This is a genomic window from Streptomyces regalis (assembly GCF_001509475.1).
Taxonomy (GTDB): domain Bacteria; phylum Actinomycetota; class Actinomycetes; order Streptomycetales; family Streptomycetaceae; genus Streptomyces; species Streptomyces regalis.
This window is the reverse complement of record NZ_LLZG01000422.1, coordinates 1-21788: the sequence shown is the minus strand read 5'-3', so window position 1 is coordinate 21788 and position 21788 is coordinate 1. Positions and strand designations below refer to the sequence as shown.

Here is a 21788-nt window from a genome sequence, read left to right as displayed (position 1 = left end):
GCAGGGCGCGCTCGATGTGCGCCTCGATCCTCCCGTGCAGCAGGGAGAGGGCGCACCAGCCCTGGGCGAGGGCGGTGAGCGCGGGGTCCGTGGCGGTCATGGCGCCGGTTTCCTCCGTCCCGAGGTGAATGACCTCCAGGATAGGCCATACGTGAAATTTCCAGCGAATGCGTGTAGAGCGCGTCTGCAAGCACTGCAAGCACTGTGCGAAATTCCGTGAACCCCGTGAAACTCCTTGGCCGTCGCGCTCGCTGCGTAGGTATCGTCCCGTCCCATGATCAGCCCGCCCCCGACCACCACCTTGTGGCGACCCACCGGCCCCAAAGAACTGGACCTGGTTCGCGCACTCGACTGGCGTGCCTGGCCGCCGCGGTTGCCCGAGCAGCCGATCTTCTACCCGGTGCTCAACGAGGCCTACGCGGTGAAGATCGCCCGGGACTGGAACGTCAAGCACGACGGCGCCGGCTTCGTGACCCGCTTCGAGGTCGTGTCGGAGTTCCTGCGCCGCTACCCCGTGCAGCAGGCGGGCGGCGAGACGATCCTCGAGCTGTGGGTGCCCGCCGAGGAGCTCGACGAGTTCAACGCCCACATCGTCGGCACGATCGAGGTTGTGCACGAGTTCCGGTGACGGTGGCCACCCCCTGAGGCCGCGGCCTGCCCTAGGGGCGCGCCAGGTGTCGCATCGCCAGTGCCAGCCCCAGCCGGAACCGGCCCTGCGGGGTGCGCAGGGGCCAGCCCAACAGGTGCTCGGCGTGGGCCAGTCGCTCCTGGAGTGTGGAGTGGTGGACGTTGATCTCGGCCGCCGCCGCCCGCAGGCTCACCGTCGAGGCGACGGCGTGCAGCGTGGCCGGCAGCCAGGGCGCGGCCGCCGCGGCCGCCTCCAGGGCCTGTACGTCGGGCGGCGGCTCGGCGCCCGGTACGACCAGGCCGGCAAGGAGGGCGACATCGCCCAGCTCGTCCGCGTACACGACGCCCGGACCCGGGTCCTGCGCGGTGCCCTCGGCCGTGAACCGCAGTGCGATGCGGGCCTGCGACCAGGAGCGCGGCAGGTCGAGCACCGGGACGGCGGGACCCACCCCCACGCGGCCGGCGGGCGGCTCGGCATCCGAGAGCGCGGGGACGATGCGGGGGCGGCCCTCCAGCGGGGCGAGGACACGGGCCGGAGCGGCGGGGTCGAGCCCCAGCCGCCGGGCCGCGTGCAGCCGGGCCGCTTCCGGCGCCGTGGCGTCGAGGACGGTCTCGACCAGCGCGGGGTCATCGGCCGGCGCCCGCCCGCGCGTCCGGTCGAGAACGAGCCGTATCGCCCCGGCGGCCCGCTCCAGGATCACCGCGTCGACGACGCTCGGCTCCGCCTCCTGAGCCCGCTCCAGCCACAGCGCCGGAGCACCGCCCGGCGTCAGCGCGGCGCAGGGCCAGGCGGCATCCGGCGCCACCTCGCTCTCCCGGCGCGTCCCATCGGTCTCGACCCGGACATGCACCCGCCGATCCACGTCCACCAGCCGCGCCGGCACCCCGGCCAGCACGGCGGCACCGCGCACCAACGCCTCCAGCCCGGCCCGCGACTCGGCGAGCCGATCGAAGTACGCGATGACCCGGACGGCGGCACCGGCATCCGGATCCAACGCGGTCAGACGTCCGGCCAGCTCTTTCATAGGCTCATGGTGCGGCATGGCGTCAACCGGCGGGGAGCCCGCGCCCGGCCCAGCACGTCCGTCCTCTTCCCATCGCCGAACAAGACACCCCACCCAAGGGGCGCGGGGAACTGCGCGACAAGCCGTGTGCGGTGGGTGCCGTCGATGTCCGCCTGCTTCAAAGCGCCGAACAGGACACCCCACCCAAGGGGCGCGGGGAACTGCGCGACAAGCCGTGTGCGGTGGGTGCCGTCGATGTCCGCCTGCTTCAAAGCGCCGGGCAAGGCATCCCACCCGAGGGGCGCGGGGAACTGCGCGACAAGCCACCTACCACCCGCACCCGCAAAGCCACGGGATCCGGCAGACGAGTAGGCGCGCTGCAGCCCCCCACACTGCTTCAGCTGCCCAGCAGCCTCGTCAGCCACGCCAGCTGCGCCGCCCGGCATGCCTGCGACAGCGCCGCCTGAGGCGCGAAGCCGTCGAAGCCGTGGAAGCCGCCGGGCCACACATGCAGCTCGGCCACCCCGCCGGCCTCCCAGAGCCGGGAGGCGTAGGCGACGACCTCGTCGCGGAAGGTCTCCGCGGAACCGACGTCCAGGAAGGCCGGGGGCAGCCCGGACAGGTCCTCGGCGCGGGCCGGCGCCGCGTACGCCGGCACGTCGGCGCCGCCCCGGCGCTCGCCGAGCAGCGCCGTCCAGCCGGTCTCGTTGGCCGTACGGTCCCAGACGCCGAGGCCCGCCATCTGGTGCACGGACGGAGAGTCGTTGCGGTCGTCCAGCATCGGGCACATCAGCAGCTGGCCGATCAGCTCCGGGCCCCCGCGGTCCCGGGTCAGCAGCGCCAGCGCCGCGGACAGCCCGCCGCCGGCGCTCGCACCGGCCACGACGATCCGCTGCGGGTCACCGTCGAGCTCGGCGGCGTGCTTCGCCGTCCACTCCAGACCGGCGTACACGTCCTCGATCTGCGCCGGGTACGGGTGCTCGGGCGCGAGCCGGTACTCCACGGACACCACGACCGCGTCCAGCTCCTTCGCCCAGGCCAGGGCCACGTCGACGCCGACGCGGTTGTTGCCGATGACCAGGCCGCCGCCATGGACGTGGTAGATCACCGGCCGCGGACCGGCGGCCGGCGGGGTGGCCGGCCGGCAGATCAGCAGGGAGATCTCCGGCGCGCCCGCGGGACCCGGCACCGACCTGTCCTCGACCTCGAAGAAGCCGTCCATGGTCAGATCCAGCTGGGCCAGCATCTGGATCCCCGGACCCTGGCGGATGTCGGCTATCTCGTCCATCGTGAAGCCGGGCGAAACCACGTCCTTGATGAGCTCCAGGGCGGCAGCGAGCTCGGGATCGAACGGGGGCGGGACCTGAGTCATGGCTTCTCCTCACACGGGGGCACGTAGATGTGCCCGGCGGCTCTGTCGTCATGATCCGCGTACCGGCCCCGAGCGGAGGGGCCGCCGTTCGGCGGAACCTGCCCGCCGTACGGCGGGTGGCTGCTGTGTGACCTGGCGCTTGCCGGGTGAACGTCTCCCTCTCCGTCTGGCTGCTGACCATCGTCGTCCTGTGCGCGCTCGTCGCCGTGGACTTCTTCGTCGGTCGCAAACCCCACGACGTCTCCATCCGGGAGGCGGGGACGTGGACGGTCGTCTGGATCGTCCTGGCCTGTCTGTTCGGCCTCGGCCTGTTCATCTACGGGGGTGGCAAGCCGACGGGCGAGTTCTTCGCCGGGTACATCACCGAGAAGTCGCTCAGTGTCGACAACCTCTTCGTCTTCGTCCTGATTATGGGGAAGTTCGCGGTTCCCTCCGCGTTCTCCTGGGTGTTCTACCTCTTCGGCGCCTTCCTGATCTGGACCGCCTGGAAGCTGGTCCAGGACGCCCGCAAGGACGAGCACGACGAGGAGTACCAGGAGAACAACCTGCTGAAGATGAGAACGGCAAGCGGATCATGACCCCGATGCTGGTCGTGATGCTCGCGATCGGCTCCACCGACGTCCTGTTCGCGCTCGACTCCATTCTCGCCATCTACGGGCTGACCCAGGACCCGTACATCGTCTTCACGGCCAACGCCTTCGCGCTGATGGGTCTCAGGCAGCTGTACTTCCTCATCGGCGGCTTGCTGAAGAAGCTGGTCCACCTCAGCTACGGCCTGTCGATCATCCTCGGCTTCATCGGCGTCAAGCTGGTGCTGCACGCGCTGCACGCGCTGCACGCGCTGCACGCGCTGCACGCGCTGCACGCGCTGCACGCGCTGCACGCGCTGCACAAGTCCGGTGTCCACGTCCCCGAGATCAGCATCCCCTTCTCGCTCGGCTTCATCGTGCTCGTCCTCGCGGTCACGACGGTGACCAGCCTGCGTGCTTCGAAGAAGCAGGAGCAGGCAGAGGCCGAACGCGTGTGAGCAGATGGCGGGCGAGCGCCACGGCAGTGAGCGCCGCGACCAGCACGCACACGCCGCTCCACCCGAAGCGGCCGTAGGCGCGGGCGCCCAGCCAGGAGCCGACCGTGCCACCGAGGTAGGCGCAGGTCATGTACGCGGTGCTGAGACGGCTGCGGACATCCGCGCCGAGGCCGTAGATCCGCACCTGGTTGGCGACCATCCCGGACTGCATGCCGATGTCGAGCAGCAGCGTGCCGACGACCAGCGCGCTCAGCCCGGGCGCCCCGCCCAGGCCGCCGAACGTCAGCACCACCGCCGACACGCCGACCACGAGGAAGCACACGAGATTGACCCGGTCCGGGCCCCGGCGGTCCACCAGCCGCCCCGCGACCGGCGTGCACAGCATCGTCGCGGCGTTGACGAGGGCCAGCAGCCCGGTCGCTTTCGCGCTCATGCCGTACACCGGGCCCGTGAGCAGCAGCGCCACCCCGGTCCACACCGCGCAGAACCCGGCGAACACCGTCGCCTGGTACAGGCACGAGCGCCGCAGCTCGGGCTCGGTGCGCAGCAGCCGCAGCGGTGCCGCGAGCAGGGCCGGGTAGGGGGCCGCGGCGGCTCGGGGCAGTGCGGGCAGCAGGCGGGCCAGCAGAGCGGCGACCGTGAGGGACAGCGCGGCGGCGAGGACGTACGGCGCCCGCCAGCCCAGCCAGTCGCCGAGGGAGCCGCCGACAGCGCGGGACAGCAGCATGCCGGCGAGGGCGCCGCTGAGCAGGGTGCCGCTGACCCTGCCGCGCCGCTCGGCGGGGACCATACCGGCCGCCAGCGGGCCGACCAGCGGGGCGATCACCGTGGCCGTGCCGACGAGGGCGCTCGCGGCGACCAGCGGCATCAGCGCCTGCGCCGTGCTCGCGGCGAGCAGGCCGAGGCCGGTCAGCGTGAGCAGGGTGACGAGCAGCCGACGGGGGCGCAACCGGTCGCCGAGCGGGACGAGCAGGAAGATGCCCGCCGCGTAGCCGAACTGGGTCGCGGTGACCACCGTGGCGGCCGCGTCGGGGGAGACACCCAGCCCCGAGGCCACCAACGGGCCGATCGCCTGCGGGAAGTAGACATTGCCCACGGCGACGCCGCACGCGAAGCCGAGCAGCGAAATCGCGGAGGTAGTCTGCCGGTGGTTGTGATCCGTCATACGCCGAAGTCCACGGCGGCGACGGCCGGTTGCCAAAGGATGTAGCCCGGGGCTTAATGATCAGCTTCCTGCTCGACGTCGACGACCTCGCGGACACCCGGTTCGCGATCTCGCCGTTGCGCGAGGTCATGGGCAGCCTGCGGGCCCTGCGCGCCCCCGCCCTCTTTCCCCTGCACACCTCGTGGCGCCGCGCGGTGCTCGATCGTCTCGACCCCGCCGACGCCCGGCTGCTGCGGGCCCTGGTGGGACAGAACCTGACCCTGCCCGACTTCCTGACCCCGCGCCCGACGACCTTCGCGCCCGCGCTGGAGGACCAGCTCGCCGTCGTCCGGGCGACGCCACCGGATCTCGTACGACGCGACCTGCTCACGACCCATGCCCCGCACCCCCTCCCGGACGCCCTGCACCAGATCACCGCACCCGGCGACGCCCCCGTGGCGGAGATGCTGGAGGGAATGTGCGAACTCCTGTTCAGATACTGGGAGTTGGCCATCCGTCCGGACTGGTCACGGATGCGGCTGGTACTGGAGGCCGACATCACCCACCGCGCCCGGCAGCTGGCCACGGGCGGAGCCCACCTGCTCTTCTCCGACCTGCACCGCAACGTGCGCTGGCGCGACGGCGTCCTGCGCGTCGACCAGATGATCGGCCGGCACGAGGTGGACGGATCGGGGCGCGGGCTGCGCCTGGTGCCGTCCCTGTTCGCGCACAAACCCGCGCCCCCGGTCAGCGCCGACGAACCTCCGATGCTCGCCTATCCCAGCCGGGGCGCCGCGACCCTGTGGGAACCGGAACCCGAGCCCGACACCTCCGCACTCACCGCGCTGCTAGGCGCACCCCGCACCACCGTCCTGCGGATGCTCGCCGAACCGCTGCCCACGGTCGAGGTCGCCCGTCGCCTCGGTGTGACGCCCAGCGCGGTCTCCCAGCACCTGAAGGTGCTGCACGCGACGGGACTCGTCACCCGGGCCCGGGACGGACGGCGGGTGCTGTACCGGCGTACCGCGCTCGGGGACCAACTCGCCGGCCGGGCTTGACCTCGAGAGCGCTCGAAGTTCTAGCGTCGTCAGGGTCGGTGCAAGGTCCCGGTGAACGGAGACAGAACATGCGGGTCGGCGTGCACATCAATCGGTTCGACCATCCCGGAGGAGGCCCCGCGCTCGGTGCCGAACTCGCCGCCGCGGGCGCCGCCGCCGAGGCGGCCGGCGTGAGCTGGCTGTCGGTGATGGACCACTACTTCCAGATGGAGTTCAACGACCGCGCCGAGGACCCCATGCTGGAGGCCTACACGACCCTCGGCTACCTCGCCGCCCACACCTCCACCGTCCGCCTCGGCGCCCTGGTGACCGGCGTGACCTACCGCCACCCCGGCCTGCTCGCCAAGATCGCCACCTCGCTCGACGTCCTGTCCGGCGGCCGGGCCACCCTCGGGATCGGCGCCGCCTGGTACGACCGGGAGCACGAGGGGCTCGGCGTGCCGTTCCCGCCGGTCGCCGAGCGCTTCGAGCGACTGGAGGAGACCCTGCGGATCTGCCTGCAGATGTGGGACCCGGAGGCCAACGGCCCCTTCGAGGGCGAGCACTACCGGCTGGCCGAGACCCTCTGCGTGCCGGCGCCGGTCAGCGCCCCGCACCCCGAGATTATGATCGGCGGGGGCGGCGAGAAGAAGACGCTGCGGCTGGTGGCCCGCTACGGCGACGCGTGCAACCTGTTCACCACCTCCCCGGAGGAGGTCAGGCACAAGCTCGACGTGCTGCGCGGCCACTGCGACACCGAGGGGCGCGACTACGAGGAGATCCGCAAGACCGTCCTGTACATGGGCGAGGCGGCCGTCGAGGGCGACCTCGACGCCTTCACCCGGGACATCGCGGGCTACTCGAAGCTTGGCATCGACACGGTGATCCTCGCCCCGCGCACCGGCGAACCGGCGGCGTTCATCGAGAACTTCGCGGCTCCCGCCGTGCAGCGGCTGGCCGGGCTCGACTGAGCCGCGCAGCTCATCGGCACGGTGCGTTCGACCGGGCGGCGGCGTCGGCGTCGGCCGGGCGGCTGCGCGAGACGATCCGCATCCCGCGGGCGTCGACGACCCGGACCGGCAACGAGCCGCAGCCGCACCGTGTCCACACCGTGCTGCCGCCCGCAGTGCGGGCAGACGGTGCCGGTCGTGCCGGTCGTGCTGGTCATGGCGACTCCTCGTACCTCGTGGCTGGTTGACCGTCGCGACACCACCAAGGGTGCGGTGCGGCCGCCCGCGCCCTGCACTTCACGCCCTCCGCCGCCTCCCAACAGATCCGGCAGCTGGCCCGCGACCTCGGCGTCGACCTGCTGGAGCCGCAGGGGCGCGGGGTGCGCCTCACCGTGGCCGCCGAGAGTCTGCCCGCACACGCGGACGCGATCCAGGCCCGCTGGGAGGAGGCCGAGCTCGACCTGCGCGCCGAGTGCAGCGCCCCCGCCGGAACTGCGCGTCAGCGGCTTTACCACGGCCGTGTCGGTGCTGCCGACCCATGGCCGTACGGCTGCGGGAGCGACACTCGCGGCTGACCGTACGGATCCGGGAGACGGGGGTGCCGGAGTGCTTCGACCTGCTCTTCGAGGGGGAGGTCGACCTGGCCGTGGTCGACGTCACCCCGCACAACCCGCCGCTGAGCGGCGCGCGCCTCGACCAGCAGCCGCTGCTGGACGACCCGTACGACCTCGTCGTCCCCGACGACCACCCGCCGGCCGGGCGCGGGCGCATCGACCTGGCGGAGGCGGCACACGACGACTGGATCGCGCCGGTGCCGGAGAGGTACGAAGCCGTGGCCCGACCCGAAGCCCCTGGCCCGGCATGAAGCCGTGGCCTGACCACAAGCCCTGGCTCGGCGCGAGGCGGTGGACTGTCAGGAGCGGTGGCCCGGCATCGGAGGCGTGGTCCGACACGGAGAGAGGCCGGAGCTCTGGGCTCCGGCCTCTCTGGGGGACGTGTGGTCCGATCAGGCGGCAGCCGCCTCACCCGCGTGTCCGTGGACGCGGGCGATGACCTCGGTCAGCTGGGCGGCGACCTCGGCGTCGTCGACCGGGTGCGTCTCGGCGAAGCGGGTCAGGGAGCCGGGGATGGACAGCTTGACGTCCTCCAGCACCTTGCCGCCGGCGATGCCCACCGACTTGCGGGCCTCGTCCTGCGCCCACACGCCGCCGAACTGGCCGAAGGCGGTGCCGACCACGGCGACCGGCTTGCCGCCGAAGGCACCGGCGCCGTACGGGCGGGACAGCCAGTCGATGGCGTTCTTCAGCACGGCGGGGATGGTGCCGTTGTACTCGGGGGAGAAGAACAGGAACCCGTCCGAGGCCAGCGCGGCCTCGCGCAGCTTGGCGGCGGCGGCAGGGACGCTGCCCTCGACGTCGATGTCCTCGTTGTAGAACGGGATGTCGGCGAGGCCTTCGAAGAGCACGACCTCAGCGCCCTCGGGAGCAAGCTTGACGGCCGCCTCGGCCAGCTGACGGTTGTGCGAACCGGCACGAAGGCTGCCGACGAGCGCAAGGATGCGAACAGACATGCGAACTCCAAGGATGCTGAAACAACTGCCGTACGATCCGGACCGAGGTCCGTTTGCATTTCTAGCACCTTAACCGGACCGCGGTCCAGTTTCATTCCCGATGCTTTACTCTGGCTTCATGTCCGCCGTTCTGCCGCCCTTCCCGCAGCCACAGGAGCCCGTCGACAAGCCGCAGTTGCTGGAGGTCGGCTCCGCCGCCGACGAGCCCTGCCTGCGCGCCGACGCGGCCCGCAACCGCGCCCGGCTGCTGGAGGCCGCCGCCCGGCTGATCGCCGAGCATGGTGCGGCCGGGGTCACCATGGAGGCGGTGGCCGCGGAGGCCGGAGTGGGCAAGGGGACGGTCTTCCGCCGCTTCGGCGACCGTACCGGTCTGCTGACGGCATTGCTGGACCACTCCGCGAGGAAGCTGCAGGCCGATTTCCTCGGCGGGCCGCCGCCGCTGGGCCCCGGGGCGCCGCCGGTCGAGCGGCTGCGGGCGTTCGGCGTGGCGGTGCTGTACCGCGCGGCCGAGCAGCTGGACCTCCGGCTGGCCGCCCAGCCGGAGCCGACCCGCCGCTACTCCCATCCCTCGGTCCGCGCGCTGCACACCCACGTCACGGTGCTGCTGCGGCAGATCCTGCCGGACGCCGACTGCGAGCTCCTCGCCCAGTCGCTCATGGCGTACCTCGACCCCGCCCTGGTCAACCACCTGACCAGGCAGTGCGGCATGCCCATGGAGCGGCTGGAGAAGGGCTGGCTCGACCTGGTCACTCGCGTGACGCGTACAGGGGTGTGAGCGGCCGATGACCCTAACCTGAACCCCGCTCACAGGTTCTGCAAAGATGCCGTACGTCATGGTGCAGATACCGAAAACGCCCGCGCCCGCTTCCCCCGCACAGCGCTCGGTACCGACGAGCGCCGATGTGGCCCGCCTCGCCGGCGTCTCGCGCGCGACCGTCTCCTACGTCCTGAACAACACCAGCGCCGTCCGGATCAGCGAACCCACGCGCCGCCGCGTCCACGAGGCCGCGAAGGAACTCGGCTACGTCCCGCACGCCGCGGCCCGCAGTCTGCGCGCCGGGCACAGCCGCATGGTCCTGATGCCCGCGCCGAGCTACCCCGTCGGCCCGCTCTACAGCCGGTTCCTCAGCGACCTCCAGATGGCGCTCGGCCGCCTCGACTACACGGTCGTGCAGCACGGCAGCGTCGGCCTGCACGGCGACGAGGCCGCCCGCGCCTGGGCCGAGCTGCGCCCCGTGGCCGTCCTGGTGTCGGGCTCCGGCCTTGGCCCGAAGGGCGTGACGGTGCTCAAGCGCTCCGGCGCCCGGGCCGTGGTCTCGCTGGGCCCCGAGTACATCGAGGGCGCCCATGCCCTGCTGATGGACTACGAGGCCGTGGGTCACTGCGCGGCCGGCCACCTGTACGACCGCGGCCGACGTCGTATCGGCGTCGTCGTGCCCGAGGAGGACGGCCTGGAGTCGTTCTCCGCGCCCCGCCTCGAAGGCGTACGCCGCGCCCTGCACGGCACGGACGCCACCGTGACCGAGCTGCCCCTCGCCTACGCGGAGGAGTCCGCCGCGCGGCTCGCCGCCCGCTGGCGCGACCTCGGCCTCGATGCCGTGTTCGCCTACAACGACGAGTACGCGATGCTGCTGATGCGCGCCCTGCAGGACGAGGGCGTCCGCATCCCTGCCGACACGGCCGTCATCGGCGCCGACGACCTGATGCTCGGACGGCTGCTGCGGCCTAGGCTGAGCACCGTGCACATCGAGCTGCCGTCCGGCCGCGAGCTCGCGGAACTGGTCGACCGCGCGGTGCGCAACCCCGGCACCGCACATGAGACGCACAAGGTGCTGGGAGCGACGGTGGTGCACCGCGAATCCAGCTGAACCCAGGGGAGGCGGGACATGCGCACGACCGTCGGCATCATCGGAGGCGGCCCCGCCGGACTGCTGCTCGCCCGCCTGCTGTACCGCGCCGGCATCGACTGCGTCGTCCTGGAGAGCCGCACGCGGGACTACGTCGAGCAGCGCCAGCGGGCCGGGATGCTGGAGCAGGGCACGGTCGACGCGCTCCGCGAGGCGGGCGCCGCCGAGCGGTTGACGGCCGAAGGACTGGTGCACCAGGGCATCGAGCTGCGCTTCGACCGGGAACGCCACCACATCGACTTCCCGGCCCTCACCGGTGGCCGTACGGTGACGATCTACGCTCAGACCGAGATCGTGAAGGACCTCGTCGCGCTGCAACTCGCCGACGGGCCACCGCTGTTGTTCGAGGCCGAGGCGCTCGCCGTCGAGAAGCCTGAGAGCGCGACGCCCGTCGTACGGTTCCTGCACGAGGGCCGCGAGCAGACGCTGACCTGCGACTGGGTGGCCGGCTGCGACGGCTTCCACGGCATCTCCCGCGACGCGTTTCCGGCCGAGGTGAGCCGCTCGTACGCGCACGAGTATCCGTACTCCTGGCTCGGGGTCCTGGCCGAAGTGGCGCCGTCCTGCGACGAGTTGGTCTACGCGCGCGGTGAAGGCGGCTTCGCCTTGCACAGCATGCGGTCGGCGTCGGTCTCCCGGCTCTACCTCCAGGTCCCCGACCACACCGACCCCGACGACTGGCCCGACGACCGCATCTGGGACGAACTCGCCGCCCGCTTCGCCATCGACGCCGACTGGACCCTCCACCGCGGCCCCATCTCCGCCAAGTCCGTGACGACGATGCGCAGTTACGTCCACGAGCCGATGCGCCACGGACGGCTGCTGCTCGCCGGGGACGCTGCCCACATCGTCCCGCCGACGGGCGCCAAGGGTCTCAACCTCGCCGTGTCGGACGTACGGATCCTGGCCCGCGCCCTCACCGCGCTGTACCGCACAGGAGACACGCAACTGCTCGACAGGTACTCCGAGTTGTGCCTTCAGCGCGTGTGGCAGGCGACCCGTTTCTCGGACGACATGACTAGGATGTTGCATGTTCAACCAGACGGGAATGCGTTCGACCACCGGATGCAGCTCGCGCGGCTGCGCCGGATCACGGCATCCCGTCACGCGGCCGCCGAACTGGCGGCGAACTACTCGGGACTTCCGCTACCCCTGTGAGTCCCGCCGGTGATCGAACGGAGAGTCGCAATGCCGTTGCTCGACCCGAAGACCTGGCAGTCCAGCTCCTTGTCGGGAGGTGAGTACGCCGTCACCGAGCCCGCCACCGGCGACACGCTCGGTACCGTCACCCTGGCCGGCGCCGAGGACGTCGGTACGGCCGCCGAGGCCGCCCGAGCCGCCCAGACCGAGTGGGCACGCCTCCCGCACTTCGTCCGCGCGGCAGTGCTGCGCAAGGCCGGCGACCTGTTCGCGGCGCACGCCGAGGAACTGCGCGAGTGGATCGTCCGCGAATCCGGCTCGATCCCCGGCAAGGCCGACTTCGAACTGCACGTCGCCGCCCAGGAGTGCTACGAGGCCGCCGCCCTCGCCTCCCGCCCGGCCGGGCACGTCCTGCCCAGCGAGGCGCCCCGGCTGTCGTACACGCGCCGGGTCCCCGTCGGTGTCGTCGGCGTGATCTCCCCGTTCAACGCCCCGCTGATCCTCTCCATCCGCTCCGTCGCCCCGGCCCTCGCGCTCGGCAACGCGGTCGTCCTGAAGCCGGACCCGCGCACGGCGGTGTGCGGCGGTCTGTCGCTGGCCGCGGTCTTCGCCGAGGCCGGTCTGCCTGAGGGGCTGTTGCACGTCCTGCCCGGCGGCCCGGAGGTGGGCCAGGCGCTGGTCGCCGACCCGCGCGTGCCCGTCATCTCCTTCACCGGGTCCACGGCCGCGGGCCGGGCCGTCGGCGAGGCCGCCGGGCGCCATCTCAAGCGCGCGCACCTGGAGTTGGGCGGCAACTCCGCCCTGATCGTGCTGGAGGACGCCGACATCGACGCGGTGATCTCCGCGGCCGCCTGGGGCTCGTTCTTCCACCAGGGCCAGATCTGCATGACGACCGGCCGCCACCTCGTCCACCAGTCCCTGTACGAGGAGTACGTCGAGCGGCTCGCGGCCAAGGCCGACTCCCTCGCCGTCGGCGACCCGCACCGCGCCGAGGTCCACCTCGGCCCGCTCATCGACGCCGGCCAGCTGGGCAAGGTGCACGGTCTGGTGGAGGCCAGCACGTCCCGGGGCGCCAAGCTCGCCGCGGGCGGCACCCACGAGCAGCTCTTCTACCGGCCGACCGTCCTCGCCGGCGTCGACGACCAGACCCCCGCGTACGCCGAGGAGGTCTTCGGTCCCGTCGCGCCCGTACGCCCCTTCACCACCACCGACGAGGCCGCCGCCCTGGCCGTGGCGAGCTCCTACGGCCTCTCCCTCGGCATCGTGACCGGTGACGCCGCCCGCGGCCTCGACCTGGCCGAGCGGATCCCGACCGGCATCGTGCACATCAACGACCAGACCGTGAACGACGAGGCCGTCGCGCCGTTCGGTGGCATCGCCGCCTCCGGCACCGGGGCCCGGTTCGGCGGCGAGTCCAACCTGGAGGCGTTCACCGACGTCCGCTGGACGACGGTGCGCGGCGACGTGGCGGCGTACCCCTTCTAGACCGGTGCTACTGGCCGTTCTGCTCGGCCTGCGCCTGCTGAGCGGCCACGGCCTGGCGGACCTCGTCCATATCGAGCTTGCGGGCCTGCCCGATGACGTCCGTCAGGGCGGCCTCGGGCAGGGCCCCGGGCTGCGCGAACACGGCAACACGGTCACGGACGATCATCAGCGTCGGAATCGACTGGATGCCGAAAGCGGCGGCCAGCTCCGGCTGCGCCTCGGTGTCGACCTTGCCGAACACAAGGTCCGGGTTCTCCTCCGCGGCCTTCTCGTAGACCGGGGCGAACTGTCGGCACGGCCCGCACCAGGACGCCCAGAAGTCGATCAGGACGAACTCGTTGTCCGTGACCGTCTCGTCGAAGTTCTCCTTGGTGAGCTCCACGGTGCTGCTCATCGCGTATTCCCTCTTCCTGGTGTCGGGGCGAAGCCGTCGGCGACAACACGACCGTACGGCGGCGTATTCCGCGCGCGTACCCGTGTGGCCAGGCCGCACACCACCCGTAAGACTGACCCCATGACGGAAACGGATTCCATCGTGTACGACGTCGTGGTGCTCGGGGCCGGGCCCGTGGGGGAGAACGTGGCCGACCGCACCCGTGCGGCCGGCCTCTCCACTGCGGTCGTGGAGAGCGAGCTCGTCGGCGGCGAATGCTCGTACTGGGCGTGTATGCCCAGCAAGGCGCTGCTGCGCCCGGTCATCGCCCGCGCGGACGCCCGCCGCCTGCCGGGCCTCAGCCAGTCCGTACAGGGCCCCCTCGATACGGCCGCGGTCCTCGCCCGACGCGACGAGTACACCTCGCACTGGAAGGACGACGGCCAGGTCGGGTGGCTGGACGCCATCGGCGCCGACCTCTACCGCGGCCACGGCCGCCTCACCGCGCCCCGCACGGTGGAGGTGACCGGCCCCGACGGCGCCCGGCACGTCCTGACCGCCCGGCACGCCGTGGCCGTCTGCACCGGCAGCGGCGCCCAGCTGCCCGCCCTGCCCGGACTCGCCGAGGTCGAGCCGTGGACCAGCCGCGAGGCCACCAGCGCGAAGGCCGCGCCCGGCCGGCTGGTGGTGGTCGGCGGCGGTGTGGTCGCCACCGAGATGGCCACCGCCTGGCAGGCCCTCGGCTCCCGGGTCACGCTCCTGGTCCGGGGCAAGGGCCTGCTGTCCCGCATGGAGCCCTTCGCCGGCGAACTGGTCGCCGAGGCGCTCACCGAGGCGGGTGTCGACGTCCGCACCGGCACCTCCGTCGAGACGGTGACCCGGGAGAACGGCACGGTCGTGGTCGTCACCGACGGCGGCGACCGCATCGAGGCCGACGAGATCCTCTTCGCCACCGGACGTACCCCGCGCACCGACGACATCGGCCTGGAAGCCGTCGGCCTGGCACCCGGCTCCTGGCTGGAGGTCGACGACAGCCTCCGCGTCACCGGCAGCGAATGGCTCTACGCCGTCGGCGACGTCAACCACCGCGCCCTCCTCACCCACCAGGGCAAGTACCAGGCCCGCATCGCGGGCGCGGCCATCGCCGCCCGCGCCTCCGGCGTGCCTCTCCTGGAGTCCGACCCCTGGGGCGCCCACACCGCGACAGCCGACCACGCCGCCGTCCCCCAGGTCGTCTTCACCGACCCCGAGGCCGCGGCCGTGGGCCTGTCCCTGGCGGAGGCGGAACAGGCCGGCCACCGCGTCCGCGCCGTCGACGTCGAATTCTCCTCGGTCGCCGGCGCGGGCCTGTACGCCGAGGGCTACCGCGGCCGCGCCCGCATGGTCGTCGACCTGGAACGCGAGATCCTCCTCGGCGTCACCTTCGTCGGCCCCGGCGTCGGCGAACTCATCCACTCGGCGAGCATCGCCGTCGCCGGCCAGGTTCCGGTCAGCAGGCTGTGGCACGCGGTTCCGTCGTATCCGACGATCAGCGAGGTGTGGCTGCGGTTGCTGGAGTCGTACCGCGACAACTGAGCCCACCTCATCCGGCCACCCACTCGAGGTAGTCCTCGCTCCACAGATCCTCCTCGCAGTCCGGTAGCAGCAGGACCCGGTCCGGGCGCAGCGCCTCGATGGCGCCCGCGTCGTGGGTGACCATGACGATCGCGCCCGGATACGTGCCCACCGCGGCCAGGACCTCCGCGCGGGAGGCCGGGTCCAGGTTGTTGGTCGGCTCGTCCAGGAGAAGGACGTTCGCGCCTGAGTGCACCAGGCCCGCCAGCGCCAGACGGGTCTTCTCACCACCGGACAGGACACCGACACGCTTGTCGGCGTCGTCACCGGTGAACAGGAACGAGCCCAGGACGCGCCGCACTTCGCCGTACGTCAGCTGCGGGGCGGCGGACGCCAGTTGAGCACCCACGGTCAACTCCGCGTCCAGCGTGTCGTGTTCCTGGGCGAAGTAGCCCGGACGGAACCCGTGCCCGTGGACCACCCGGCCGCTGTCCGGCCTGTCCTGACCGGCGAGGATGCGCAACAGGGTCGTCTTTCCCGCCCCGTTGGGGCCGAGGACGACCAGGCGGCTGCCCCGGTCGACCGCCAGGTCCACGCCCCGCAGGACACGATGGCCGCCGTACGTCTTCGTCAGACTGATGGCGCCGAGCGGGATCCGCCCGCACGGTGCCGGTTCGGGCAGCCGGATCCTGGCCACCTTCGCGCTACGCCGGACCGGTTCGAGGTCGGCGAGCATACGGTCGGCGCGGCGGGCCATGTTCTTCGCGGCCACGGCCGTGGACACGCGGGCGCGCATCTTTCCGGCCTGCGCGTGCAGCGACGCCGCCTTGCGCTCGGCGTTCGCCCGCTCGCGCGCCCTGCGCCGCTCGTCGGCCTCCCGCTGGGCGAGATAGACGTCCCAGTCCGTGTTGTGGACGTCGATCGTGGCGCGCTGCGGATCCAGGTGGAAGACCCGGTTCACCGTGCCGGCGAGCAGGGACGTGTCGTGGCTGATCAGCACGAGTCCGCCCTGATGGTTCGCCAGGAACGTGCGCAGCCAGGCGACCGAGTCCGCGTCCAGGTGGTTCGTCGGCTCGTCCAGCAGCAGGGTGCCGTGCTCCGCGAAGAGGATGCGGGCCAGCTCCACGCGACGGCGCTGCCCGCCCGACAGCGCACCCGACGGCCGATCCATCAGCCGGGCGGGAACCCCGAGACCCGCGGCCACTCGGGCCGCCTCGGCCTCCGCGGCGTAACCGCCGGCGGCCTGGAACCGGGCCTCGGCGCGCACGTAGGCGTTCATCGCCCGCTGCATACCGTCGGCCATGGCCTCCTCGGCACGGCGCAGGGCGCGTACGGCCCCGTCCAGGCCCCGCGCGGACAGGATGCGGTCGGTGACGGTGACCGCCGGGTCCGCGGCGCGGGAGTCCTGAGGCAGATGGCCGACCTCGCCGGTGCGGGTGACCGTTCCGGCGGCCGGGCGCAGCGTGCCCGCGAGAGTGTTCAACAGGGTTGACTTTCCGGCGCCGTTGCGGCCGACCAGACCGATGCGGTCGCCGGGGGAGATGTGGAAGGAGATGCCGGACAGCAGCAGACGCGCGCCGACGCGCACGTCGACACCACTTACGGTGATCATGAGAAGACGCTCCGAACAAGCGAGGGGGCACACGGGTGGCGTGTAAGCGGGGCCTCAGCTAGGAAATTCGGGGCGTAGACATGCGGTCAGGTTAACGCGGGCGCCGTGTCGGACGCCTGCGAATTTTCTCGGTCACGGCAGCTCGAAGCCCAGCGCCTCGGCGGCGCGCGCCGGCGTCGGCCCTGCCCAGCGCTCCGCGATCGCCTGGTTCGAGGAGAGCGAGCGCAGCTCGGCCCGGTCCAGGTAGAGCATGCCGTCGAGGTGGTCCGTCTCGTGCTGCACGATACGGGCGGGCCACCCCGTGAACACCTCGTCCACCGCACGCCCGTGCTCGTCCTCACCCGTCAGCCGCACCTCGGCGTGCCGGGTCACCACCGCCTGATACCCCGGCACGCTCAGACAGCCCTCGAAGAACGCGGCACGAGCGGCGCCGACGGCCTCGTACGACGGGTTCACCAGTACCCGGAACGGCTGCGGCACCCGCCCGCGCGCCAGCCGCACCTCCTCCGGCACCGGCGCCGGGTCCTCGATCACCGCGATCCGCAGTCCCACGCCGACCTGCGGTGCGGCGAGGCCGACGCCCGGCGCCGCGTGCATGGTGATCCGGAGGGCCTCGACGAAGCGGGCCAGCAGCGCCGGGTCCAGCTGGCCGTCGAACCGTTCGGTGGGACGCCGCAGCACCGGGTCACCGGCCGCCACGATGGCCAACGGGCCCTCGGTGGCCAGGAGTTGCTCGACCTGCTCGGCCAGGGGTGTGCGATCGCTCGGAGTTGCCATCGCGCCAGCATGCCACGGCGCACACGCCACTTGCCGACTCGCCTGTGACGTACGCCACTTAACAGGCCTGGAACTCGACGGGTCCTCCACCCGACTACTGGACCGCTACAGCAGAGAGAAAACGTCCCTGCTCCCCGTCCCACTTCCGGAGTTGCCGCCGATGTCCACCGCTCCCTCGACCTCCCCATCGGAGGAGGCGACGCAGACCGTCGCCCCGGCGTCGCCGCCCCGCAGATGGGCACCGCTGCGCCCGCTGATCCTGCGTCTGCACTTCTACGCCGGAGTGCTCGTCGCACCGTTCCTGCTGGTCGCCGCGGCCACCGGCTTCCTGTACGCCGGCGCGTTCCAGGCCGAGAAGATCGTGTACGCCCACGAGATGACGGTGCCGGTCGGCGACGAGAAGCTGCCGATGTCCCAGCAGGTCGCCGCGGCGCGCAAGGCCCATCCCGAGGGCACGGTCTCGGCGATACGCCCCTCCCCGGCGGACGACGCGTCCACCAGGGTCCTGCTGTCCGGCGTCAAGGGCGTCGACGCCGACCACACACTCGCCGTGTTCGTCGACCCCTACACCGCGAAGGTGCGCGGAGCCCTCGAGCAGTACGGCTCGACCGGTGCGCTGCCCCTGCGCACCTGGATCGACGAGTTCCACCGCGACCTGCACCTCGGCGAGACCGGCCGTCTCTACAGCGAACTCGCCGCGAGCTGGCTGTGGGTGATCGCGGGCGGCGGCCTGGTGCTGTGGTTCTCCCGCCGCCGCGCCCTGCGCAAGGTGCGCGGGACCAGCGGGCGCCGCCGCACGCTCGGTCTGCACGGCACGGTCGGCGTCTGGGCCGCGGCCGGGTTCTTCTTCCTCTCGGCGACCGGGCTGACCTGGTCGGCGTATGCCGGTGCCAACATCGACGAGCTGCGCACCTCGCTCGGCCAGGCCACCCCGTCCGTCTCGGCCTCGGCGGGCGGCGACCACGCGGCTCACGGCGCCGCCGCGGGCACCGGCGGGAGCGGCGAGCACGGCGTCGGCCTCGACAAGGTCCTGGCGGCCGCGCGCGCCGAGGGCCTGGGCGATCCCGTGGAGATCGTGCCGCCCGCCGACGCCTCGTCCGCGTACGTCGTGAAGCAGGTGCAGCGCAGCTGGCCGACGAAGCAGGACTCGGTCGCGATCGACCCGGCGAACGGTGAGGTCACCGACGTGCTGCGGTTCGCCGACTACCCGGTGCTCGCCCAGCTGACCCGCTGGGGCATCGACCTGCACACGGGTGTCCTCTTCGGCCTGGTCAACCAGATCGCCCTGATGCTGCTCGCGCTCTCGCTGATCCTGCTGATCGTATGGGGCTACCGCATGTGGTGGCAGCGCGGCCGAGGCTCCGCCTTCGGACGTCCCATGCCGCGGGGCGCCTGGCAGCAGGTGCCCCCGCAGATCCTGGTCCCGCTGGTGGCGTGCGTCGCCGTACTCGGCTACTTCATACCGCTGTTCGGCATCTCGCTGGCCGCGTTCGTCGTCGTGGACGTGATCCTCGGCGAGGTGGCCCATCGGCGGGGGAAGCGGACGCCCGCGGAAGTGAACCAGAGGGAGGGATGAAGGACTTGGGGCCCGGTTCCGGGGGGAACCGGGCCCCAAGCACTGCTTTGCCCCGCTTCGCTCAGAGCTGCTCGAAGTCACCCGCCAGCGCCGAGGCGAGGCGCATGTGCGGCTCGGCTTCCTCGTCCCGCCCCTGCCGTTGCAGAGTGCGGCCCAGCATCAGCCGGGCGTAGTGCTCGACGGGGTCGCGCTCGACGATGACGCGCAATTCGCCCTCCGCGCGCCGTAGTTGGGCCGAGTGGTGGTAGGCGCGCGCCAACAGCATCCGCGCTCCGGTCTGCTGCGGCGCCTCCTCGACCAGCCTGCTGAGGACGCGCGCGGCGGCGGCGTAGTCCTTGGCGTCGAAGAACATCTGTGCGCGCTCCCAGCGCTCGGCCGGTGTTCCGTGGTCGTAGTACGTCGTGTCCACTCGTGCCCTCCTTCGACTTCGGCGCTGTCAACGAAGGGCAGTCGTTCAATATTCCACTACTGCCTCAGCCGGCCATGGCGGCGAGTTCGGCGTTGGCCCGCTCGGTGATGAGGGTCAGCACCCGACCGGCGGCGGCCAGGTCCTCCGGCGGGATACCGGCGTAGATCCGGGCGGTGATCGGGGCGGTCCCGGCGGAAGTCCTGTCGTACAGCTCCCGTCCGGCGTCCGTGATCCGTACCTGGGACGGTTCCTCGGGGGCAAGCAGCTGCGCGCCGATCAGCTCGTCGACGACGGAGTGGGCCTCCGCGGCGTCGATCTTGAGCGCGTCGACGACACTGTCGACGACGCGGTCCCGCTCGACCGGTCCCTCGGCGACGGCGACGAGCCGGAGGGTGACGGACTGCTGGAAGGTCACGCCGTGGCGGGCCAGGACACGCTCGAGAAGCGCACGGCCGGCGTAGTGGGTCAGAGCTATGACTCGGGGGTTGACCGGGGGAGTGGGGGTGGGAGTGGTGGTGGTCATGACTGCTCCTTGTCGGACTCGCTGTCGGTGGCAAGCGGATCAAGAGGTGCGTCGAGCAGGGTCGCCAGGTCCCGTGTGAACTCCCGGGCGCGCGGGCTGTCCAGGCCGCCGAGCGGCGCCAGCAGTTGCTGCAGGAGGCCCTGGACCACCTTGATCGCCTGCAGGGTCTGCTCGCGTCCCTGCTCGGTCAGCGTCAACTGCACCGCGCGCGGGTCGCGGGGATCCCGGGTGCGTTCGAGGAGGCCGGCGGTTTCCAGGGAGCGCGCCAGCTTGGAGACGTAGAGCGGTTCGAGCCCGGTGTGGTCGGCCAGGCGTCGCTGGCTGGGGCGCTCCCCGCGGCGCTGCATGCCGTACAGCGAGGCCACCAGCGCGTACTGCGCGTGGGTGAGCCCCAGCGGGGCCACGGCTCGGTCGACCGCGACCCGCCACTTCGTCGACAGACGCCACACCAGGAAACCGGGCGAGGCCTTTTCGGAACCCTTGCTCATGCAGATACCGTACATGGCTACTATAGCCATGGCTACTATTTTCTGGAACGCATCGAGACAGCCCGGAGTGACGGACTGACGAGGCGGCCTCGGCAGGGCTAGTTTGGGCGCCATGAGCAATCTTGATCGCGAGGCGGTGCCCGCCATCTGCGGCGGCCGTGGTTTCGTCGTGGCGGAGCCCGTACGCGAACTCCTCAGCCCTCGCCGCGTCAAGCTCGGCGAGTCCACCGAAGTCCGTCGCCTGCTGCCCAACCTGGGCCGACGCATGGTCGGCGCCTGGTGCTTCGTCGATCACTACGGTCCCGACGACATCGCCGACGAGCCCGGCATGCAGGTGCCGCCGCACCCGCACATGGGCCTGCAGACGGTGAGCTGGCTGCACGAGGGCGAGGTCCTGCACCGGGACTCCACCGGCAGCCTCCAGACGATCCGCCCGCGCGAGCTCGGACTGATGACCTCCGGCCGGGCGATCAGCCACTCCGAGGAGAGCCCGAAGTCCCACGCCCGCTTCCTGCACGGCGCCCAGCTGTGGGTCGCCCTCCCGGACAGCCACCGCCACACCGACCCGCACTTCGAACACCACGCCGAGCTGCCGGTCGTCACGGCGCCGGGTCTGCGGGCCACGCTGATCCTCGGCGGCCTCGACGGCGCGACCTCACCCGGCACGACGTACACCCCGCTCGTCGGCGCCGACCTCACCCTCGAACGCGGCGCCGACGTACGCCTCCCACTGGAGCCGGACTTCGAGTACGCCGTCCTGTCCATGTCCGGCGAGGCCCACGTGGACGGCGTGCCGGTACTGCCGGGTTCGATGCTCTACCTCGGCTGCGGCCGTACCGAACTGCCGCTGCGCGCGGAGTCGGACGCGGGGCTGATGCTTCTCGGCGGCGAGCCGTTCGAGGAGGAGCTGATCATGTTCTGGAACTGGATCGGGCGGTCGCAGGAGGAGATCGTGCAGGCCCGTCGGGACTGGATGGAAGGCTCCCGGTTCGGGGAGGTGAAGGGGTACGACGGGGCTCCACTGCCCGCACCGGAACTGCCGCCGGTGCCGCTGAAAGCGCGGGGAAGGGTGCGCTGACCTGCGGGAACGCGTCAGCTTTGGTGGCTGCTGATCGGAGGCGGTCGGGTAATTCTCACTGGCTGCTGACTGCCTGCCAGAAGACGTCCCAACAGCCACCTGGCTCAGGTCGGTGCGGTTGGCGATTCCACAGTG

20 protein-coding genes and 3 pseudogenes are annotated in these 21788 nt (G+C 71.8%); 12 read left to right on the top strand and 11 right to left on the bottom strand.

All coding sequences use genetic code 11. The features are described from left to right. Positions 1-100: pseudogene (locus ADL12_RS48725) on the bottom strand (MarR family transcriptional regulator); the annotation flags it as partial. A 174-nt stretch (positions 101-274) separates the two neighbouring features. On the opposite strand from ADL12_RS48725, the gene ADL12_RS48720 reads away from it, so the two are divergent. Then, positions 275-628, top strand: a complete 354-nt coding sequence (locus ADL12_RS48720) for a hypothetical protein (protein WP_062715683.1) — start codon at positions 275-277, stop codon at positions 626-628. 31 nt (positions 629-659) lie between these two features. Here the strand turns inward: ADL12_RS48720 and ADL12_RS48715 are convergent, their stop codons facing one another. Both ADL12_RS48715 and ADL12_RS48705 read right to left on the bottom strand, forming a co-directional pair. Further along, positions 660-1652 carry a helix-turn-helix domain-containing protein gene (locus ADL12_RS48715; protein WP_062715682.1) on the bottom strand — a complete coding sequence of 331 codons (993 nt, stop codon included), beginning with the start codon at positions 1650-1652 and terminating at the stop codon, positions 660-662. A 376-nt stretch (positions 1653-2028) separates the two neighbouring features. After that, a complete protein-coding gene (locus ADL12_RS48705; RefSeq protein WP_062715680.1) occupies positions 2029-3003 on the bottom strand; it encodes an alpha/beta hydrolase in 975 nt (324 codons plus the stop codon). 146 nt (positions 3004-3149) lie between these two features. Here ADL12_RS48705 and ADL12_RS48700 point away from each other — a divergent pair. Further along, positions 3150-4030: pseudogene (locus ADL12_RS48700) on the top strand (TerC family protein). Here the strand turns inward: ADL12_RS48700 and ADL12_RS48695 are convergent. Beyond that, positions 3966-5195, bottom strand: a complete 1230-nt coding sequence (locus ADL12_RS48695) for an MFS transporter (protein WP_062715679.1) — start codon at positions 5193-5195, stop codon at positions 3966-3968. The pseudogene ADL12_RS48700 and the gene ADL12_RS48695 sit on opposite strands and share 65 nt — an antisense overlap. Before the next feature lie 56 nt (positions 5196-5251). On the opposite strand from ADL12_RS48695, the gene ADL12_RS48690 reads away from it, so the two are divergent. The 3 genes and pseudogenes from ADL12_RS48690 to ADL12_RS48680 all read left to right on the top strand — a co-directional run. Continuing rightward, the gene (locus ADL12_RS48690; RefSeq protein WP_062715678.1) at positions 5252-6232 is read left to right on the top strand and encodes an ArsR/SmtB family transcription factor; all 981 of its coding nucleotides are present in this window, start codon (positions 5252-5254) and stop codon (positions 6230-6232) included. A 68-nt stretch (positions 6233-6300) separates the two neighbouring features. Further along, positions 6301-7182, top strand: a complete 882-nt coding sequence (locus tag ADL12_RS48685; RefSeq protein ID WP_062715677.1) for an LLM class F420-dependent oxidoreductase — start codon at positions 6301-6303, stop codon at positions 7180-7182. 251 nt (positions 7183-7433) lie between these two features. After that, positions 7434-7981 (top strand): annotated as a pseudogene (locus ADL12_RS48680) (LysR family transcriptional regulator); the annotation flags it as partial. Positions 7982-8167: 186 nt separating this feature from the next. Here ADL12_RS48680 and ADL12_RS48675 read toward each other — a convergent pair. Then, positions 8168-8731, bottom strand: coding sequence for an NADPH-dependent FMN reductase (locus tag ADL12_RS48675; RefSeq protein ID WP_062715676.1), 564 nt, complete (start codon positions 8729-8731; stop codon positions 8168-8170). 100 nt (positions 8732-8831) lie between these two features. Here ADL12_RS48675 and ADL12_RS48670 point away from each other — a divergent pair, with 100 nt between their 5' ends. From ADL12_RS48670 to ADL12_RS48655, 4 genes are read left to right on the top strand one after another with little or no spacing between them, the layout of a single operon-like run. Next, positions 8832-9506, top strand: coding sequence for a TetR/AcrR family transcriptional regulator (locus ADL12_RS48670; RefSeq protein WP_062715675.1), 675 nt, complete (start codon positions 8832-8834; stop codon positions 9504-9506). Between the two features lie 46 nt (positions 9507-9552). Beyond that, entirely contained in the window at positions 9553-10599 is a 1047-nt protein-coding gene (locus tag ADL12_RS48665) for a LacI family DNA-binding transcriptional regulator (protein ID WP_079052696.1), read from the top strand. Between the two features lie 18 nt (positions 10600-10617). Then, a complete protein-coding gene (locus tag ADL12_RS48660) occupies positions 10618-11796 on the top strand; it encodes a 4-hydroxybenzoate 3-monooxygenase (protein ID WP_062715673.1) in 1179 nt (392 codons plus the stop codon). A 30-nt stretch (positions 11797-11826) separates the two neighbouring features. Then, positions 11827-13263, top strand: a complete 1437-nt coding sequence (locus ADL12_RS48655) for a benzaldehyde dehydrogenase (RefSeq protein WP_062715672.1) — start codon at positions 11827-11829, stop codon at positions 13261-13263. A 7-nt stretch (positions 13264-13270) separates the two neighbouring features. On the opposite strand, the gene trxA is transcribed toward ADL12_RS48655, so the two are convergent. Next, on the bottom strand, positions 13271-13657 hold the full coding sequence (gene trxA / locus ADL12_RS48650) for a thioredoxin (RefSeq protein ID WP_062715671.1): 387 nt from the start codon (positions 13655-13657) through the stop codon (positions 13271-13273). A gap of 120 nt (positions 13658-13777) precedes the next feature. Between trxA and ADL12_RS48645 the strand changes: the two genes are divergently transcribed. Beyond that, entirely contained in the window at positions 13778-15211 is a 1434-nt protein-coding gene (locus tag ADL12_RS48645) for a dihydrolipoyl dehydrogenase family protein (protein ID WP_062715670.1), read from the top strand. A 7-nt stretch (positions 15212-15218) separates the two neighbouring features. Here the strand turns inward: ADL12_RS48645 and ADL12_RS48640 are convergent, their stop codons facing one another. Next, positions 15219-16802, bottom strand: coding sequence for an ABC-F family ATP-binding cassette domain-containing protein (locus tag ADL12_RS48640; RefSeq protein ID WP_062715669.1), 1584 nt, complete (start codon positions 16800-16802; stop codon positions 15219-15221). A gap of 132 nt (positions 16803-16934) precedes the next feature. Beyond that, positions 16935-17579 carry a peptide deformylase gene (locus tag ADL12_RS48635; RefSeq protein WP_062715668.1) on the bottom strand — a complete coding sequence of 215 codons (645 nt, stop codon included), beginning with the start codon at positions 17577-17579 and terminating at the stop codon, positions 16935-16937. Positions 17580-17739: 160 nt separating this feature from the next. Here ADL12_RS48635 and ADL12_RS48630 point away from each other — a divergent pair, with 160 nt between their 5' ends. Further along, positions 17740-19155, top strand: a complete 1416-nt coding sequence (locus ADL12_RS48630; protein WP_062715667.1) for a PepSY-associated TM helix domain-containing protein — start codon at positions 17740-17742, stop codon at positions 19153-19155. Between the two features lie 61 nt (positions 19156-19216). Here ADL12_RS48630 and ADL12_RS48625 read toward each other — a convergent pair whose 3' ends face one another. The 3 genes from ADL12_RS48625 to ADL12_RS48615 form a co-directional block, all read right to left on the bottom strand. Further along, positions 19217-19564, bottom strand: coding sequence for a tetratricopeptide repeat protein (locus tag ADL12_RS48625; RefSeq protein WP_062715666.1), 348 nt, complete (start codon positions 19562-19564; stop codon positions 19217-19219). A gap of 64 nt (positions 19565-19628) precedes the next feature. After that, positions 19629-20087 (bottom strand): winged helix DNA-binding protein, encoded by a 459-nt coding sequence (locus ADL12_RS48620; RefSeq protein ID WP_062715665.1) that lies wholly within the window; start codon positions 20085-20087, stop codon positions 19629-19631. Continuing rightward, entirely contained in the window at positions 20084-20575 is a 492-nt protein-coding gene (locus ADL12_RS48615; RefSeq protein WP_062715684.1) for a MarR family winged helix-turn-helix transcriptional regulator, read from the bottom strand. Before ADL12_RS48615 ends, ADL12_RS48620 begins: the two co-directional genes overlap by 4 nt. A gap of 112 nt (positions 20576-20687) precedes the next feature. Here ADL12_RS48615 and ADL12_RS48610 point away from each other — a divergent pair, with 112 nt between their 5' ends. Next, positions 20688-21653, top strand: coding sequence for a pirin family protein (locus ADL12_RS48610; protein ID WP_062715664.1), 966 nt, complete (start codon positions 20688-20690; stop codon positions 21651-21653). Positions 21654-21788: the final 135 nt, after the last annotated feature.

What these genes read in the sequence shown, in the direction of transcription:
- ADL12_RS48720 (WP_062715683.1), top strand. Translation starts at nt 275, where the DNA reads ATGATCAGCCCGCCCCCGACCACCACCTTGTGGCGACCCACCGGCCCC.
- ADL12_RS48715 (WP_062715682.1), bottom strand. Translation starts at nt 1,652, where the DNA reads ATGAAAGAGCTGGCCGGACGTCTGACCGCGTTGGATCCGGATGCCGGT.
- ADL12_RS48705 (WP_062715680.1), bottom strand. Translation starts at nt 3,003, where the DNA reads ATGACTCAGGTCCCGCCCCCGTTCGATCCCGAGCTCGCTGCCGCCCTG.
- ADL12_RS48695 (WP_062715679.1), bottom strand. Translation starts at nt 5,195, where the DNA reads ATGACGGATCACAACCACCGGCAGACTACCTCCGCGATTTCGCTGCTC.
- ADL12_RS48690 (WP_062715678.1), top strand. Translation starts at nt 5,252, where the DNA reads ATGATCAGCTTCCTGCTCGACGTCGACGACCTCGCGGACACCCGGTTC.
- ADL12_RS48685 (WP_062715677.1), top strand. Translation starts at nt 6,301, where the DNA reads ATGCGGGTCGGCGTGCACATCAATCGGTTCGACCATCCCGGAGGAGGC.
- ADL12_RS48675 (WP_062715676.1), bottom strand. Translation starts at nt 8,731, where the DNA reads ATGTCTGTTCGCATCCTTGCGCTCGTCGGCAGCCTTCGTGCCGGTTCG.
- ADL12_RS48670 (WP_062715675.1), top strand. Translation starts at nt 8,832, where the DNA reads ATGCTTTACTCTGGCTTCATGTCCGCCGTTCTGCCGCCCTTCCCGCAG.
- ADL12_RS48665 (WP_079052696.1), top strand. Translation starts at nt 9,553, where the DNA reads ATGCCGTACGTCATGGTGCAGATACCGAAAACGCCCGCGCCCGCTTCC.
- ADL12_RS48660 (WP_062715673.1), top strand. Translation starts at nt 10,618, where the DNA reads ATGCGCACGACCGTCGGCATCATCGGAGGCGGCCCCGCCGGACTGCTG.
- ADL12_RS48655 (WP_062715672.1), top strand. Translation starts at nt 11,827, where the DNA reads ATGCCGTTGCTCGACCCGAAGACCTGGCAGTCCAGCTCCTTGTCGGGA.
- trxA (WP_062715671.1), bottom strand. Translation starts at nt 13,657, where the DNA reads ATGAGCAGCACCGTGGAGCTCACCAAGGAGAACTTCGACGAGACGGTC.
- ADL12_RS48645 (WP_062715670.1), top strand. Translation starts at nt 13,778, where the DNA reads ATGACGGAAACGGATTCCATCGTGTACGACGTCGTGGTGCTCGGGGCC.
- ADL12_RS48640 (WP_062715669.1), bottom strand. Translation starts at nt 16,802, where the DNA reads ATGATCACCGTAAGTGGTGTCGACGTGCGCGTCGGCGCGCGTCTGCTG.
- ADL12_RS48635 (WP_062715668.1), bottom strand. Translation starts at nt 17,579, where the DNA reads ATGGCAACTCCGAGCGATCGCACACCCCTGGCCGAGCAGGTCGAGCAA.
- ADL12_RS48630 (WP_062715667.1), top strand. Translation starts at nt 17,740, where the DNA reads ATGTCCACCGCTCCCTCGACCTCCCCATCGGAGGAGGCGACGCAGACC.
- ADL12_RS48620 (WP_062715665.1), bottom strand. Translation starts at nt 20,087, where the DNA reads ATGACCACCACCACTCCCACCCCCACTCCCCCGGTCAACCCCCGAGTC.
- ADL12_RS48615 (WP_062715684.1), bottom strand. Translation starts at nt 20,575, where the DNA reads ATGAGCAAGGGTTCCGAAAAGGCCTCGCCCGGTTTCCTGGTGTGGCGT.
- ADL12_RS48610 (WP_062715664.1), top strand. Translation starts at nt 20,688, where the DNA reads ATGAGCAATCTTGATCGCGAGGCGGTGCCCGCCATCTGCGGCGGCCGT.